14 protein-coding genes and 3 pseudogenes are annotated in these 15386 nt (G+C 33.7%); 4 read left to right on the top strand and 13 right to left on the bottom strand.

The annotated features are described in order from the left end of the window. Positions 1-2: 2 nt before the first annotated feature. Together NSQ08_RS09650 and NSQ08_RS09645 are read right to left on the bottom strand one after the other, a co-directional pair. Complete coding sequence (locus NSQ08_RS09650) at positions 3-1100, bottom strand: GAF domain-containing sensor histidine kinase (protein WP_220089392.1); 1098 nt, start codon at positions 1098-1100, stop codon at positions 3-5. A gap of 188 nt (positions 1101-1288) precedes the next feature. Continuing rightward, a complete protein-coding gene (locus NSQ08_RS09645; protein WP_137075882.1) occupies positions 1289-2182 on the bottom strand; it encodes a mechanosensitive ion channel family protein in 894 nt (297 codons plus the stop codon). Between the two features lie 287 nt (positions 2183-2469). Between NSQ08_RS09645 and NSQ08_RS09640 the strand changes: the two are divergent. Next, positions 2470-2590 (top strand): annotated as a pseudogene (locus tag NSQ08_RS09640) (NUDIX hydrolase); the annotation flags it as partial. 35 nt (positions 2591-2625) lie between these two features. On the opposite strand, the gene NSQ08_RS09635 reads toward NSQ08_RS09640, so the two are convergent. Then, complete coding sequence (locus tag NSQ08_RS09635) at positions 2626-3174, bottom strand: cysteine hydrolase family protein (protein ID WP_107887470.1); 549 nt, start codon at positions 3172-3174, stop codon at positions 2626-2628. 565 nt (positions 3175-3739) lie between these two features. Then, positions 3740-4228 carry a hypothetical protein gene (locus NSQ08_RS09625; RefSeq protein WP_002031720.1) on the bottom strand — a complete coding sequence of 163 codons (489 nt, stop codon included), beginning with the start codon at positions 4226-4228 and terminating at the stop codon, positions 3740-3742. 473 nt (positions 4229-4701) lie between these two features. Between NSQ08_RS09625 and NSQ08_RS09620 the strand changes: the two are divergent. After that, a pseudogene (locus NSQ08_RS09620) lies at positions 4702-4839 on the top strand (GNAT family N-acetyltransferase); the annotation flags it as partial. A gap of 139 nt (positions 4840-4978) precedes the next feature. Continuing rightward, on the top strand, positions 4979-5320 hold the full coding sequence (locus NSQ08_RS09615) for a hypothetical protein (RefSeq protein WP_061688421.1): 342 nt from the start codon (positions 4979-4981) through the stop codon (positions 5318-5320). A gap of 58 nt (positions 5321-5378) precedes the next feature. Here NSQ08_RS09615 and NSQ08_RS09610 read toward each other — a convergent pair. From NSQ08_RS09610 to asnB, 8 genes and pseudogenes are all read right to left on the bottom strand, one after another. Then, positions 5379-6443 (bottom strand): annotated as a pseudogene (locus NSQ08_RS09610) (N-acetylmuramoyl-L-alanine amidase). Positions 6444-7082: 639 nt separating this feature from the next. After that, positions 7083-7730, bottom strand: coding sequence for a nitroreductase family protein (locus NSQ08_RS09605; RefSeq protein WP_002141636.1), 648 nt, complete (start codon positions 7728-7730; stop codon positions 7083-7085). Between the two features lie 98 nt (positions 7731-7828). Continuing rightward, complete coding sequence (gene dat / locus NSQ08_RS09600; protein ID WP_002141635.1) at positions 7829-8704, bottom strand: D-amino-acid transaminase; 876 nt, start codon at positions 8702-8704, stop codon at positions 7829-7831. 132 nt (positions 8705-8836) lie between these two features. Then, positions 8837-9799 carry an ABC transporter substrate-binding protein gene (locus NSQ08_RS09595; RefSeq protein WP_002127211.1) on the bottom strand — a complete coding sequence of 321 codons (963 nt, stop codon included), beginning with the start codon at positions 9797-9799 and terminating at the stop codon, positions 8837-8839. Between the two features lie 234 nt (positions 9800-10033). Then, positions 10034-11035 carry an N-acetylmuramoyl-L-alanine amidase gene (locus NSQ08_RS09590; RefSeq protein ID WP_340773949.1) on the bottom strand — a complete coding sequence of 334 codons (1002 nt, stop codon included), beginning with the start codon at positions 11033-11035 and terminating at the stop codon, positions 10034-10036. A 106-nt stretch (positions 11036-11141) separates the two neighbouring features. Further along, positions 11142-11477, bottom strand: a complete 336-nt coding sequence (locus NSQ08_RS09585; RefSeq protein WP_078176649.1) for a hypothetical protein — start codon at positions 11475-11477, stop codon at positions 11142-11144. 45 nt (positions 11478-11522) lie between these two features. Further along, positions 11523-11882, bottom strand: a complete 360-nt coding sequence (locus tag NSQ08_RS09580; protein WP_002031711.1) for a GNAT family N-acetyltransferase — start codon at positions 11880-11882, stop codon at positions 11523-11525. Positions 11883-11973: 91 nt separating this feature from the next. Beyond that, positions 11974-13875, bottom strand: a complete 1902-nt coding sequence (gene asnB, locus NSQ08_RS09575) for an asparagine synthase (glutamine-hydrolyzing) (RefSeq protein ID WP_002012706.1) — start codon at positions 13873-13875, stop codon at positions 11974-11976. A 217-nt stretch (positions 13876-14092) separates the two neighbouring features. On the opposite strand from asnB, the gene NSQ08_RS09570 reads away from it, so the two are divergent. Beyond that, positions 14093-14560 carry an Hsp20/alpha crystallin family protein gene (locus NSQ08_RS09570; RefSeq protein WP_002012708.1) on the top strand — a complete coding sequence of 156 codons (468 nt, stop codon included), beginning with the start codon at positions 14093-14095 and terminating at the stop codon, positions 14558-14560. 36 nt (positions 14561-14596) lie between these two features. Here NSQ08_RS09570 and NSQ08_RS09565 read toward each other — a convergent pair whose 3' ends face one another. Next, entirely contained in the window at positions 14597-15184 is a 588-nt protein-coding gene (locus tag NSQ08_RS09565; RefSeq protein ID WP_002141632.1) for an SCO family protein, read from the bottom strand. Positions 15185-15386 lie beyond the last annotated feature (202 nt).

Genomic DNA, 15386 nt, shown 5'->3' with positions numbered 1-15386 from the left:
TCTCAAACCGGTAATTGAATTTCTATCTTTGTCCCCTTTTCCGGTTCTGCTTTTATTCGAAAAATTCCCCTCATTAATTCAATTCGTTCTTTCATACTTTTCAAACCAAGTGCTGACTCTCTTACTTGATCCTGTATAAATCCTATTCCGTTATCTTCTATGTAAAAATGCAACTTATTATTTTCTATCCTTAAATGAACACATACTTTTTCACATGAGGCATGTTTTTTACAATTATGTAATGCCTCTTGGCTTATACGCCATAAAACTTCTTCTATTTCATCTTCAATTAAAACCATTCCATCAATTCGAACTTCCACTTGAATCCCTAACAGTTTTCCGTAATTTTGAATCGCTTCTGCTAAACCTTTCTCTAATCCTTCAGGCCTTAATTGCCAAATCAAAAGTGTCATCTCTTGTAATGCTTCCTGTGATAATTCTCCAATATAACTTAACATCTCTTGCAAGTCTCTATCCTTCGTCATATTTAGAGTCCCTTTCGCTGTTAGCATAATTGAAAATAACAATTGTTTAACAGAATCATGTAAATCACGAGCCAATCGATTTCTTTCAGCTACAACTACATATTTTCGTTCTTTCTCAACTAATTGAATACGTTGTATTGTCGTTCCAATTTGAAATGCAATCGCTTCTAATAACGCTAACTCCTCCTCAGAAAAATGTGTTTTATGAGGCGAGGCTACATTTAATAGACCAAATTTCTCTGATCCAGATCTTAGCGGGATTGTCGCATGATGTGTAACATCTTCTGTCTCGCCCCAATTACATTCAATCGCATCCTCTATTCGTTTACATTCAATAATATTTGTCGCTTTTTCCAATCTTCCATTCACAAAACGTTCTACACACCAACAATCTCCTTCACACATCGGCTTCTTTTCCTGCCACGTAAGAGCTGGGGGTAAGTTTTGGTCTACAAGCATACGATGCTTTCCACTTTCATCAATAAAGAATATCCACCCTGTTTGTAAATTCATAACTTGTAACAATGTATGTAACACTTTCCCTAACATTTCCTGTAAGTTTGTTGCTTCATTTAGTAACTCAGCAATTTCTTTTAATGCCTCTAAACGATGCATCTCTTTTTCATCTATGTTCATTCTCATCACCAACTACCATTATAACATTAAGAAATTTCAAAATACTACAAACAAAAAAGAACCGAATTCCTTCAGCTCTTTTTTCGGAGATATCCCATACAGTTCATTCAAATCTACTGATTTACAAATCTAAATTTTAAGCCAAAACAGAAATTAGCTAGTTTTCATTAACTGTCTGATAAAGATTGTCCCACATGGATATTTTGTAAACTTTCAGTAGTAACGAACATATTCGCTGCTGGCATTTGTACTTGATTTTTATGGAACATAGACATTAATTCAAATCTTACTTGCCTTGAAATTTCAAAATAATCTTCTGGCCTAACCAAACCTGTAATACAAAATTCATATCCAACATATTTAAGGTTAGGATTTAAGTCTGTAACACCAATATATTTAAATGGTTCAACAACCTCATCCTCTACTCTATAAAGACTTTGATCCAATTTTTCATTACACATAACACAGACCTCTTCTAACAATTCCTTAACTCTTGTAGGATCTTCTTGATAACTTACCGTGATGCGTTCAATAACTCGCATCCATCCTTTATTAAAATTTTGTATCGTTCTAATCTCTCCGTGTGGTATGGTAAGGAGTTTTCCTGACCATTCACGAATTTGCATAAAACGAATACTAATTTCCTCAATGGTTCCTGAATTTGTTCCGTTAAAAGTAACAAAATCGCCAACACGAAACTCTTTGTCCGCTAATCTTGCAAAGCCTAATATGACATCTTTTAGCATCTGTTGTGCAGCAAAACCGATGACAACTCCCGCTATCCCTGCACCTGCAATAATACTTTTTATATCTACAAATTGACTAATTAAATATATGATCAGACTGATGATAATGATATACCTAAAAATAGATCGAATTACACTTTGAATCGTCTGCTCTACCTCTTCATCAAAAAAGCTTGATTTCCTAAAAAACCAATCAATAATGCGATTTATAACAAAAGAAATAATGATAAGAACTAAAGCAAATAGTAAAAACCTTAAAAGTAAAAACTCCCTTACATAATTAAAAAACTCTTCAGTATACGTTAATAAACTCATCCATCCACTTCCTTACTAATAAAAATTTCATACAAAGCTACTATATTTTAAATACGCATTTATCATCTCAACACTTGTTTTCGAAACATCTTTTATCCTGATCTTAAATCGTACTTTCTTAACTATGTATTTGTATTCATTTTTCATCTTCAACAATATAACCCTTTAATCAATCTTTCAACTTCAGATGTTCTTTTCTATTTACTATAATCCTTTTTAATCCTCTAAAGGGATATTACAATAGAATTTTTTATAAACGACTTTCTTTTAAGTCCGCAATACTCACCTCGTTAAAAGCAGACGAAGCTGAATCATTACATTGTACAATTTTTTGATTTAAATGGGCTACCAGAAAAGATTAGACCGTTCATTAAAAAGTTAATTCAACAGCAAGTCGTCTCTATTTAAATGTGAAAAAGAGACCTTTTGAAGGCCTCTTTTTTTCACTTCACTTCTGCATTTAAACAAGATTTAAAATGTCCAAGTGCATATTCATGCCCTTGCGCATTAAAAGATGCTACTGCTTTTTCATAAACCACAATTTGAAACCCTTTGTTATAAGCATCTACTGCTGTATGAAGGACGCAAATATCTGTACATACACCTACAAGATGCACTTCCCCTATTCCTCTTTCTCTTAGCTTCATTTCTAGATCCGTTCCTGCAAAAGCACTGTAACGTGTTTTGTCCATATAGTATACATTCTCTGCATTTTTATATTTCTCGCATACATCTTGTAATTCACCAAATAAGTCTCTTCCATTTGTACCTGCTATATTATGAGGTGGAAATAATTTCGCTTCTGGATGATATACATCATTGTCTTCATGTTTATCGATCGCAAATACTACGTAATCACCTTTTTCAATAAATTGTTTCGTTACACTTACAAGTTCCTTCTCAATTTCTTGACCTGGTTTCCCACATGTTAAAGCACCTTTTTCAGCTACAAAATCATATGTATAATCAATATTTATAAGAGCTCTTTTCATAACTACAATCTCTCCTTCTTCTGTTTCACAGTAAACAATAGAAAATTTGTTATTACGACATCGTATGTACTATTCGACATTTCAAATGAAATCCCTACATTTCCAACTCAATACTTACCTTAATCCGAGTTTATCATAAAGCGAAACTTTAATCATAGGGGGTATTATCCTTCACCAATCGGGCTTTTACGGGCAAGTTGATCTCCCACCTAACTTCCTCGCATGTGCCAAATTTTCAAGTGGGGTTCTTATTGTCCGTTAAGGCGGGATAAAACCGATACACAATGACAAAACATACAGCTCCAATTAACAAGTCATGAATGTGATAATTGAGCGTAACTTCAACCGCCTCTTGTAAAGTAAACCAAATGACCGAAAACATTATAATAAATAAGAAAATACGAATAACTCGTTTCAAACTTTCAATTCCTTCCTCTTACATGATAGTAAAGAATAAGTTCTTTCTATTCATTCGTACTAGAAAGTGAAACAAATTATTCTCAATTACATAATTCAATCCAAACTAAAAAGTACACTACTTTTGAGTAATGTACTTTTTTCCATATTAAGACGCAGGCTTCGTTTCAAACTGAGCTTGATTCAAGCTAATGACTTTTCCTTTTGGATCATTGTTTTCAAACTGAGCTGCGGTAATCGTATGACTACCTGTCTCAAGCGTCTTTTCTTTTAATTGTACTGTTGTCTGTGTTGTACTAGTTACTTGATGTTTATCTGCAAATATTTGATCTACAAATACAAATGTTTCTTTATCGTTTTGAAAATTGGAAAGTTCTAATTCGACTTGCTGAATTAAAGTATCCTTTTTTATGAATACAGTTGGTATATTGCCATTTTCAGAAGTACCATCTGGAGTAGTTACTTTTACTTTCCCTTCTCCGATTGGCACTGCTCCTTCAGGAAATACGACCATATTCTCATCACTTGCATTTACAACTTGTTCTTCCTGGTTTGACTGTGCATCCTCTTTTTCCTTTGGAGTACCACAGCCTACTAATAACAATACAGACAATCCAGCGATTATGAATTTCTTCAAAATTCATTCCCCCTGTTATTTCATTATAATTTATTATACAAAAATAACTTCTTGATTTTAAAACTAGTTTTTAACACTTTCATGAACAAATATTAGCTTGCTCACGATTACTGTACCATACTTTTATTTTAAGAACATTAATTTTTTTTAAGAAATAAATAGTAATTCCACTCTATTCATCATTTTAGCCCAATTCACTAAAGAAATATCCATTCAAAATAAAAAGACATTGTTTAAATTATATTTAGGTAATGTACCTCAAAGACAATAAAACCAAAGGTGTGGACATATTATACATGTACAATATGTCCACACCTTTTTTATTGGGATAGCACCAACATAACGCGGATTCTGTACGTTAAGATAAATATTGTAAATATTAAATGTGATATAATCGGAGAAAAAAATGTGGGGGATCCGTAGTGAAGATAAGAAAATATAATTCTGATGACATCAAACAATTTACAGATTTAATGCCAGATTTAGGTTACCCTAGTTCATTAGATGAAATGAAAGTAAGAATGAAACGTATCGAATCCAATCCAAATTATTACACCTTTGTTGCAATAAATGATAATAACTTAGTAGGGATGAACAGCAATAAAATTCACATGGGTGGTAATACTAATATCTATGATGGAGTAGGGATAGACGGCCTACCCATTCGTTTGTTTTTAGATGGTAATGGTAAAATTATTTCTGCATTTCCAAGACAAGGTCGATAATTTAATTTTTAAGGGAGAAAATAATATGGATTACAAATTTGAGTTACTTAGTACAGGAAGTTTAGTTATTAGACTGCCAAAGGAATTCGATATTTTAGAAGCTTTTTTAAATGTAGAGGTATCTGAATTCGGTGATTGGATAGCAGAAACTGTAGATAAAGTTTTAAATGAAAAAAGTGATTATGAAAAAATAAGTGCGAATATTTTTGGGGCAGATGTTCGAAGAGATAAAACTGTTATATTTAATAAGTATGATGAGGATGAAATCGAAATCCCTCTTGAAATAGAAACTATTACATTAAGAAATCTAATAGATATTTGGTTAAATGAACACACAAAATTGAAAACCGAAAAATATAACAATTAAATGATGTTACATACAGCACGAAAAAGGCCGCCTATAATAGGTGGCCCTTTTCGTTAAATTAACGCACATTCACATACGTATCAATAGCCGTAATATAGAAAACTTGCCCATGACTATTATGCACTTTATATTGATACGAATCATTTACACTTATCTTCGCATCAATTATAAATCCTAATCCTGCATCTACAGAACCAGCAACATATTTATCATACCAAGATGAAGCATGATAGAATCGTAGGTCATTAACTTTAGAAACAACGCGCTTACCTACAATAGAAGAATCTACTGTGCTTTTCTTGCTAAATTTCACATAAGATGGATCGTTCTTAATCCATTGCCCTCAACCAAGATTTAACCAATCATCCTTTTCACCCCATACAACATACGATTCTGGTTTATTTAGCTGACGAATCTTAGAATAGCTTGTACTAGGGCCTTTACGTAAGTTCACGTTGTAGCCTTCAATATAAGCAATACCATCTGTTACAGCGGTCGGAACTTCCGCTGTAACAGATGGATTCTCAGGCACAGAAACATCCACACTAGAATTATTGTATGCTCGTTTTACATCTGATCTAAACTGAGCTTCTGACACACCATGAGATTTTAAGTAATCAATCGGGTCTTCATGATCTGTACCGCCAAGATGATGCGTTACATCGCTATGCGTCCACAATCCTTTTTCTACAGATAAACCACGATCACGTAAAATTTTAGACAGTAATTTAACATATTTATCATAGCTGTGTTTGAATTTTGTGTAATCTGCAGTTTCACATAATTCAACATGAACAAATCGTTTATTAGCAGTAGTGCCACCGCCCGTAAGCAATATACTTTGCATCCTCAATCTGAATCGTCCCATTCCAATCCACTGCAAAGTGAACGAATGTGCTTCGCCATGTACGAGTTTCATATTTTTGAATATTAATGACCGGAGCTTCAGGAGTCGCAGTACTATGTGCCACAACGCCCTCATATGCTCCTACGCCATAACAGTATGGCACCTTAGGTAAATCATTAATAATAAGGTTCTATCAGCAAAAGCTCCTGTTGTAAAGCTTAGCAGAAGTAATAGAGTCATAAATACAGAGGAAGCCATTTTAAAAGTTTTTTTCATTTTGGCAATGGGGTAGCACCACATGCTCGTCAAACTAAGATTTTAAAGTACCCCCATAACGAAATTTTTATCTCTCTACAGTTATTTATGTGAATTCAGCTCGTTTTTTTCGTTTTGGGGGATAATTAGTTTTTTAACTTGATGGCGATGGGGTACCGCCACATACCCCTCAACCTAACAAGAACGAGTTACCCCAAAACGATAAAAATAAACTTGGTTACCATAAAAAACATCACGTTTTCATTCTGAAAGCATTATAGAAGTTTAACCTAATGATTATATAGCTGATACTGATTATTAAAAAAATATAATCAGATTAATCGCTACATCAATAAAGATAATTTAAATAAAAAAACACTCCGCCTATACCATTTATAGTAAGACCCTTCATGGTAATTGCTTCTCCAGAAAGTAAATATGTTAATAAAGTAAATACAATGAAGAAAATAAATCCCGAGAATATCGAATTACGAACTAACATTTTATGATTTGATGTATAACGTATATATTTTTTTTGATTCTCATCATTACAACGCTATAAACGGAAATACAAAAGGATAATCAGCCTACATAATAGACTAACTATCCTATAACTCATTACCTAATTTTAATCATTTCAATGTCTTTTCTACATAACATTTAGAAAATAAATGTTGTAATCTCATCTACTTCTTTTCTTGGAAGTTTCTTCGGTTTATCTTTCGGATAACCGAGTGAAATTACCATATTAATTTGTTTTTGAGGCTCAATTTGTAAATATTGTCGCAGTTCATCTTGAGCTAATAATACAGGTCCTGTCATTGGACAAGTACCCAGCCCTCTCGCATGTGCAGCCAGCATTAAGTTTTGTGCCGCTAAACAGCTACTCTTAATTCCTTCCTCTTCCCATACTGAATCAGGAACGAAGGCAATTGGATCAAATATCTTTTCACGAAACTTTGATTCATATGGTGTTGCCAAACATACGATTAATACTGGCGCCTCAGAGAAAGCTGTCGCATATGGACCGAAAGAACGTGTAAGTAATTTCCCTGCTTTCTCTTCTCCATTTTCTGCTGCTTTTGCTGCAAGTTTATGTAATGCATCCCATGTCATTTGTTCAATTTCTTTAATTTTCTCTCGGTTCATAATGACCAAGAACTCCCACGTTTGTGAGTTCGTATCACTCGGTGCATAACGAGCACAATCAATAATTTCTTTTATATCACTAGTGGATACTTCTTGTTCTGTAAACTTTCTAACACTTCGTCTACCGTGAATTACTTCTTTAAAATCTTCATAATTCATATATTAAATCCCCTTTTTACAGCGTTTTCAAAACTTGTCCTATGGTTGAATTATATCATGAAAAAAAGCTGGGGGAATACCAGCTTTTTCCCTCATTATTAATTTGTCACTTTAAACAAACTAATACTTTCTTCATATGCAGCTTGTAGTTTTTTCGTAATTGGTCCTCTTTCGCCGCTTCCAAACTTCTCATCACCAATTTGAACAACAGGGAACATTTCAAGTGGTGTCGCTGTAAAGAAACATTCGTCAGCCTCGTATACTTCTTGCAATGAGAATTCACGCTCTTCTACTTCAATATGTAAAGCTTTCGCTAATGTAATAACGTAGTGACGAGTAATGCCGTGTAGAATGAAATTATCGGCCGGATGTGTAATTAATTTATTATTTTTCACCATAAAGAAATTCGAATGACACCCTTCTGTTACAACTCCATCTCGTACTAATATCGCTTCTTGATACCCTTGCTCGTTTATTTTATTTTTAATCATGATATTAGGTAGAAGGTTTAAAGATTTTATATGACAGAACTTCCAGCGTATATCCTCTTCTACAGTAACCTTTATTCCTTGTTCCATAGTAGTAGTAGGTCTTGGAAACGAAACAATATTCGCAAAATATGTTGGTTGTAAATCTTTTTCATACACATGATTTCGAGCTTGAGCACCACGTGATATTTGAAGATACACATTCCCATCTTCTTGAAATTGATTTTTTTCAATCATTTGATGTAACTCTTCCACTAACTCTTCTTTAGTAAACGATGGAATTAGTTTTATTTCTTCCATAGAATTAAAAAATCGTTCCAAATGTAAATCCAATAAATGTGGCTTCCCATCATATAACCTAAACACCTCATATATACCATCACCAAATTGAAAGCCCCTCTCCTCTAATGGGACCATCGGCTGTTCTTCCTTCGTATTCACAATTCTTCCGTTAAACAAAATCCAATCTTTATGAGTAGCTTTCATTCCTTTCCACTCCTTTATTCCATGATTGGTTTTATTGTACAACTTATCCACACTCAAAAGAAGGAATTTTCTGTATTTAACTAAACAAAAAAAGTACATCACCTATTTAAAGTGATGCACTCAACCATTCATTTATTTCAGAAAATATTTTTCAATATCATCTAACATTAAATTTGCTGCTTTAATACCGCCTGCTGTATTCCAAATTACTTCATCCACTTGGAATACTTTATTGTCTTTAGAAGCCTGCAGCTGCTTAAAGAGTGGGTCTTCTGTCCATTCTTTTGCTAACGTGGTTCCTTCGTTATTCTTATCTGCATCTTTATCAGATGTGAAGTAGAATATGTAGTCCCCATCCATATTCGGAATTTGCTCTTTTGTAATTCCTTTTATCGCAAACTCATCTTTATCTTGTAGTGGTGGTCGCTTAAATCCAATATCATTTAAAACAGCACCTGAGAATGAGTTTTTCTGATAAATACGAACGTCACCTGGTACGAAGCGAATAATAGAAACTTTAGAATTCAATTTATCTCCTAACTTCTCTTTCATTCCTTCAATACGTTTTTTATAATCTTCAAGAGCCTTTTGCCCTTCTTTTTCTTTATTTACAGCTTTTGTATAGAGTGTAAAGTTTTCTTTCCAATCCCCACGCAATGTTTCAGCGTACACAGTTGGCGCTATTTCGTTCAATTGCTCATATATTTTTTCATGACGCATTTTATTCCCGATAATTAAATCTGGCTTAAGCTTCATAACTGCCTCTAAATTAATATCACGCTCAGTACCTACAACTTTCGTATCTTTTAAATCTTTCGCTAAATGAGGATACCATTCATCACCAGCACGTGGTTTTGTAGTTCCAACTGGTGTTACTCCGACAGCTAAAAGCGCCTCCGCACCCTCATTTGTTAAAACAACTACTTTTTTAGGTGTACCATTTACTGTTGTTTCACCCATTGCATGCTTTACAGTATACGAATCTTTTGCTTTAGCCGATGTATCATTTTCTTTTTTCTCTTCTTTGCTACACCCTGCGATTATTACCATAAGTATCATAATGCAGAACATAAATATTTTTTTGCTATGTACCATATGTCCTCCCTAGATGAAATCGATTATCATTAACAATTAAAGATTAATGTATATTACATACATTGTCAATGTATATCAGAAAACTTTTTCAATATATACATTTTAGATTCTATCCGCTATTCAAATGTTTATTTTTAAAATAAAGTGTATAAGTATGAAAATAATAAACGTTCTTAAAATGCGTATCTACGTTATACATAAATACGCATTCATATTACATTATAAACTCATTTCCTAATATTGATTATATTTAATATATGATGGATCATTATACACCCATTGATTTCCACCAAGGTTCAACCAACCGTTTTGATTAATATATACTAAATAAGATTCTGGATTATTTAATTTACGAATAACTGAAGAAGATGTTGATGGACCACTTCTTAAATTCACATTCGTTCCTTGTATATATGCGACACCAATTGCACTTCCATCGCTATTGCTCGTCTTTACAAAATTAATGTACGAAGGGTCATTATACACCCATTGTCCATTTCCTAAGTCTAACCATCCGTTACTTTCCTGATATACGACATACGATTCTGGGGAGTTTAGTTGACGAATAACCGAAGAAGACGTTGATGGACCACTTCTTAAATTCACATTTTTCCCAAGGATATAAGCAATCCCCTTCGTTTGTGGTGTTGGCTGAGGATTTGGAGGTTGTGGATTTGGAGGATTCGGATTTGGAGCTACTCCAAAAATAGCTGCTATTCCGTTTGCATATGCTTGACTTAGATCTTCGATAAATTGTGGATTTTTCAATAAATTAGCATCAAATGTTGTATCAATAAAAGCAGTCTCAGTTAAAATTGCATCCATTGCAGTCTCCCTTAGTACCGCATAATTTGCTTTTTTTGCCCCTCGATCACGAAGACCATATTTTGTTAATACAGGATTGACTGCTGCATGCATTTTTTGTTGCTTTTCATATGCGGAACTACTATTAGATAGCGCATTGTAAATATAACTTTCAAATCCAGTGCCACCGCCACTATTAATGTGAAATGAGATAAAATAATCTGCACCAAATGAATTAGCAATATTAGCACGTTCTGATAAAGAGATAAATACATCACTATCACGTGTCATTTTAATACTGATTGGGTAATTTGCAGATAAAATATCTCCCACACGTCTAGCAATTTGAAGTGTTAACTCTTTTTCCACTAACCCATTACCAACAGCACCAGAATCATATCCACCATGCCCTGCGTCTATAACAAGTTTCATATATCTTTTTCATTCCTTTCTTTATTGTAATAAGCTTTCATTTCTACTCGTCCTATTTTATGTTAATTGTACAAGTTCCGTTACAAGTACAAATAAAAAAACCCCCTTATGTAAGGCGGTTTCTATCGCTTTGCTTTAGCCAATTTAAAATGAATATATACGATTGATAATGGATGTAACGTATGCAAAATAAAAGAAATAAAAGAAATATCCCACCGCCGCTATATAGCAACCCAAACTTCAAAAAGATGTTCAAAAGAGGTGGGAAATACGTTATGTTTTGCAATACAAATAGCATACAAAACAAAATTACAAACACGGGTATATATTGTAATTCATATGGTCTTCTCTTCTTATACATTCTTTTCCGAATAAAAGTCTGGCATAGTTCTGCTACTATAAAACAACCTCCAACTAATACAAGACCAGAAGTTATCGTCATACGTCCACCTACCTTATATTCATATCATCACCTAATCAATATTCACTATATTTTCTTTACATATATTCCATTTTCCTCAATAAAACCAGATCCCTCTATGAAAGATTTAGCTTGTTCCGTAAACATCTCTTGCAATACTTTTATTTCTTTCATATTTCTCTGTTTCATCATTTCTTCAAATGTAAAATACGTATTTGTCCCGTATCCATAACCTTGATAATCAAAATGAATAATTAACTGTGACAAAATAGCACTCTCTTCTTGAACGCTATAATCTATTACACCAATATATGTATCATCAGCCTTTACACAATACTGAACCTTTTTCTCATCTAAGCTGTGTGAGTGAAACATTTCTTTTACAGCGCTTTCATTTTCTGTATTTACTTTCTCAAACGTAATCATATGTTGTCCATCCTTTTACTATTATTGTATCAATAATAAATGCAATTTATGAAAAAAACCTTAAGATCGAATGCGACCTTAAGGTTTTTTATTAAACTAAGCTATACGCACGCTTTGTTTCTTCGTGGAACTTATTCGTATCGTATTTATGCTCAACATAAATTTGATGCCATACCATAAACGCAAGTACAGTCCAAATTTTACGGCTATAATCGCCTTTATCTGCACAATGTGCTTCCAGTAAGTTTAATACATACTGTTTTTCGATTAAATGCTCAGTTTTGCTTTCTTTAATAATATTTACAGCCCAATCGTGCATTTCATCTTTTAACCAGTGACGAATTGGTACTGGGAATCCAAGCTTTTTACGATCTAACACGTGATCCGGAACAATTCCACGAGCAGCTTCACGTAATATAGCTTTCGTTGTTCCGTTTGCAATTTTAAATTCTGTCGGAATTTTAGATGCAACGTCAAATACTTCTTTATCTAAGAACGGTACACGAAGTTCTAATGAATTTGCCATCGTCATTTTATCAGCTTTTAATAAAATATCGCCGCGTAACCATGTGAACATATCAATGTACTGCATTTTACTTACATCATCATAATCTTTAATTTCGTTATACAATGGTTTCGTGATATCCATATAGTTAACACTTTCATCGTAATACTTCATTAATTCAGCTTTCTCTTCTTCACGGAAGATTTTCGCATTTCCATAGTAACGCTCTTCGATTGGCGTACATCCACGCTCTAAGAAGCTTTTTCCTTTAAACCCTTCTTTAAGAGCACCACTTAATGCCTTTAGAACACTCTTTCCTGGGCTAGGAATGTAAGAGAACATTTTTAACGAGTTTGGCTCACGATAAATGTTATATCCACCAAATAGCTCGTCTGCACCTTCACCAGAAAGAACAACCGTTACATGTTTACGCGCTTCTTTCGCAACGAAATACAATGGTACAGCTGCTGGATCCGCTAAAGGATCATCCATATGCCAAATGATTTTTGGGAACTCATCCATAAATTCTTGCGCTGTAATGAATACGTTATGGTTTTTAACTCCTAATTTCTCAGCAGTTTCTTTCGCAACATCAACTTCACTGAAACCGCGTTGTTCGAAACCAATAGAGAATGTTAATAGATTTGGATTCATTTCTCTTGCGATAGAAGCAATAATAGATGAATCGATACCACCAGATAAGAAAGAACCTACTGGTACATCACTACGCATATGTACTTTTACAGAATCGTATAATACATCACGAATTGCTTGGATATGCTCCTCTTTCGTTGCGCTTGAAGCGTTGAAATAAGGATTCCAGTAGCGATGGATTTCCATCTCTTTACCGATTTCTTTTACGAAGTAATGACCAGGCTCAATTTTGTTAACATCAATTGTTAATGTTTCTGGCTCTGGACCATATTGGTACGTAAAGTAGTGTTGTAGTGACTTTGGGTTTACCCCTTTGTCTTCCATTACATGCATAATACTTTTCTTCTCAGATGCGAAGAATGTAGTATCACCTTGTTGTGCGATGTATAAAGGCTTAATACCGAAGTGGTCACGTGCACCGAAAAGTGTCTTTTCTTCACGATCCCAAATCATAAATGCGAACATACCACGAAGGTAGTCTACACATTTTTCTTTCATATGTGCATACAATGCAATGATAACTTCTGTATCAGATTGTGTAGCAAACGTTGCACCTTTTTCAAGTAACATTTCACGTAGTTCTACATAATTGTAAATTTCACCATTAAAAATAATTACATATCGATCATTTTCATAAGTTAACGGCTGATGTCCTGCCTCTAAGTCAATGATACTTAAACGGCGGAAGCCAAATTGTACATGTTCATCACGAAAATATCCTTCGTCATCTGGACCGCGGTGGAAAATCATCGTGTTCATATTTTCAAATTGATGTTTTTCTGTTTCTGAAAACTCTCTAGGGTTTTCACATAAACATCCTACAAAACCACACATACTTCTTACCCTCTTTCAGTTTTCATTCTGTCTCAATACTACTATATCAACCCTATTTATACTAGCATAATCAACTGAATATGGCGACCAAAAACTATAAAAAACTCACTCCATTTCACATTTTTAACATTTTTTTATGAAAACATGAAAACTAGGCACTCACCTTTCTCCGCTTTTGTCATATGATATTGCAAATTGATTTCTAGGAGGTAATACCATGAGTGAAGAAAAAAAAGATTCTTCTCGCCCACCAGTTCGTAATTATTTAAAACAAATTGATGATTTTTTCGAACAAACGCCTCTTCGTGGCGTAATTGCTGATTTAAATCATTTTTTCCAAAAAGGAAACCGTTTATTAACATTCCCAGTAGATTTATACGAAGTTGGTGACGAACTCGTCGTTACAGCCGAACTACCAGGTATACAAAAAGAACAAATTCAAATTGAAATACAAAGCGAATACTTAAAAGTCTCTGTAAAAGAAGATATACTTGAAGAGACGGAAGAAGAACAAACATCTCATAACTATTATCGCCGAGAACGTTCCATTTCAGAAGCGTCAAGAATTATTAAGTTACCATATTTAATTAATAAAAAAGCAACGAAAGCTTCTTATCAAAACGGTGTATTAGAAATTCGCGCACCGAAATTACCACAACAGCATGACATATTATCCATAGACTGAATACTAATAAAAGAAGGGTGCTAAGCACCCTTCTTTTTAATCAGCTAATCGCTTCATATCACGTATAATATCTTCGTATGGCGTATTGCTAATGCCGCTATATTTTTTCATTACTTTTCCATTTTGATCGACTAAGAAAAATGATGTACCGTGTATTACTTGCCCATTCTCTGGTTTATCTACAAGCGACTGGAAGTTATCTTTTGAAAACTTTGTAATATCCTCCAGTGAATAACCAGTTAACAAGTTCCAGTTACTTGTATCCTCTGTAAACTTTTGAATGAATGCTTTCAAATTTTCTGGTTTATCAAGTTCAGGGTCTACACTAAACGAAACAAACTGAACGTCTAATTTCTCTTCCTTAGCCATTTTCTGTAATTTCGCCATATTAGCAGTCATTGGCGGACAAACTGTTTGACAGTTTGTAAACATGAAATCAGCTACCCAAACTTTCCCTTTTAAATCTTTTGTACCAAACGGCTTTCCTTCTTGATTTGTAAATTGGAAAGTTTCTAAATCCCAGTTTAACGGTTTACGGAGTTTTGCCCCTGAACTACTACAACCTGCAAGTACAAAGAGACAAAATACAACCATAAGACCAATTAACTTTTGATAACGCTTCATTATTAAACCTCTTTTCTCTATCCTTAATTTATGTAAGTTATGTATATCATAACAAAAGTAAACACTATGAGAAAATTGTTTACATCATTTGTTCACGAAATCGTACGAATTTACGTATGTTACTTCTTTATTTCAAGCGAATTACTAGACAAAATATATTTTACTACTATTATTTCTCTAACCATTATTTGCGAAACGAAGT

Source organism: Bacillus sp. FSL E2-8887, assembly GCF_038007205.1.
GTDB lineage: Bacteria > Bacillota > Bacilli > Bacillales > Bacillaceae_G > Bacillus_A > Bacillus_A mycoides.
This window is presented reverse-complemented; position numbering and strand designations above follow the sequence as displayed.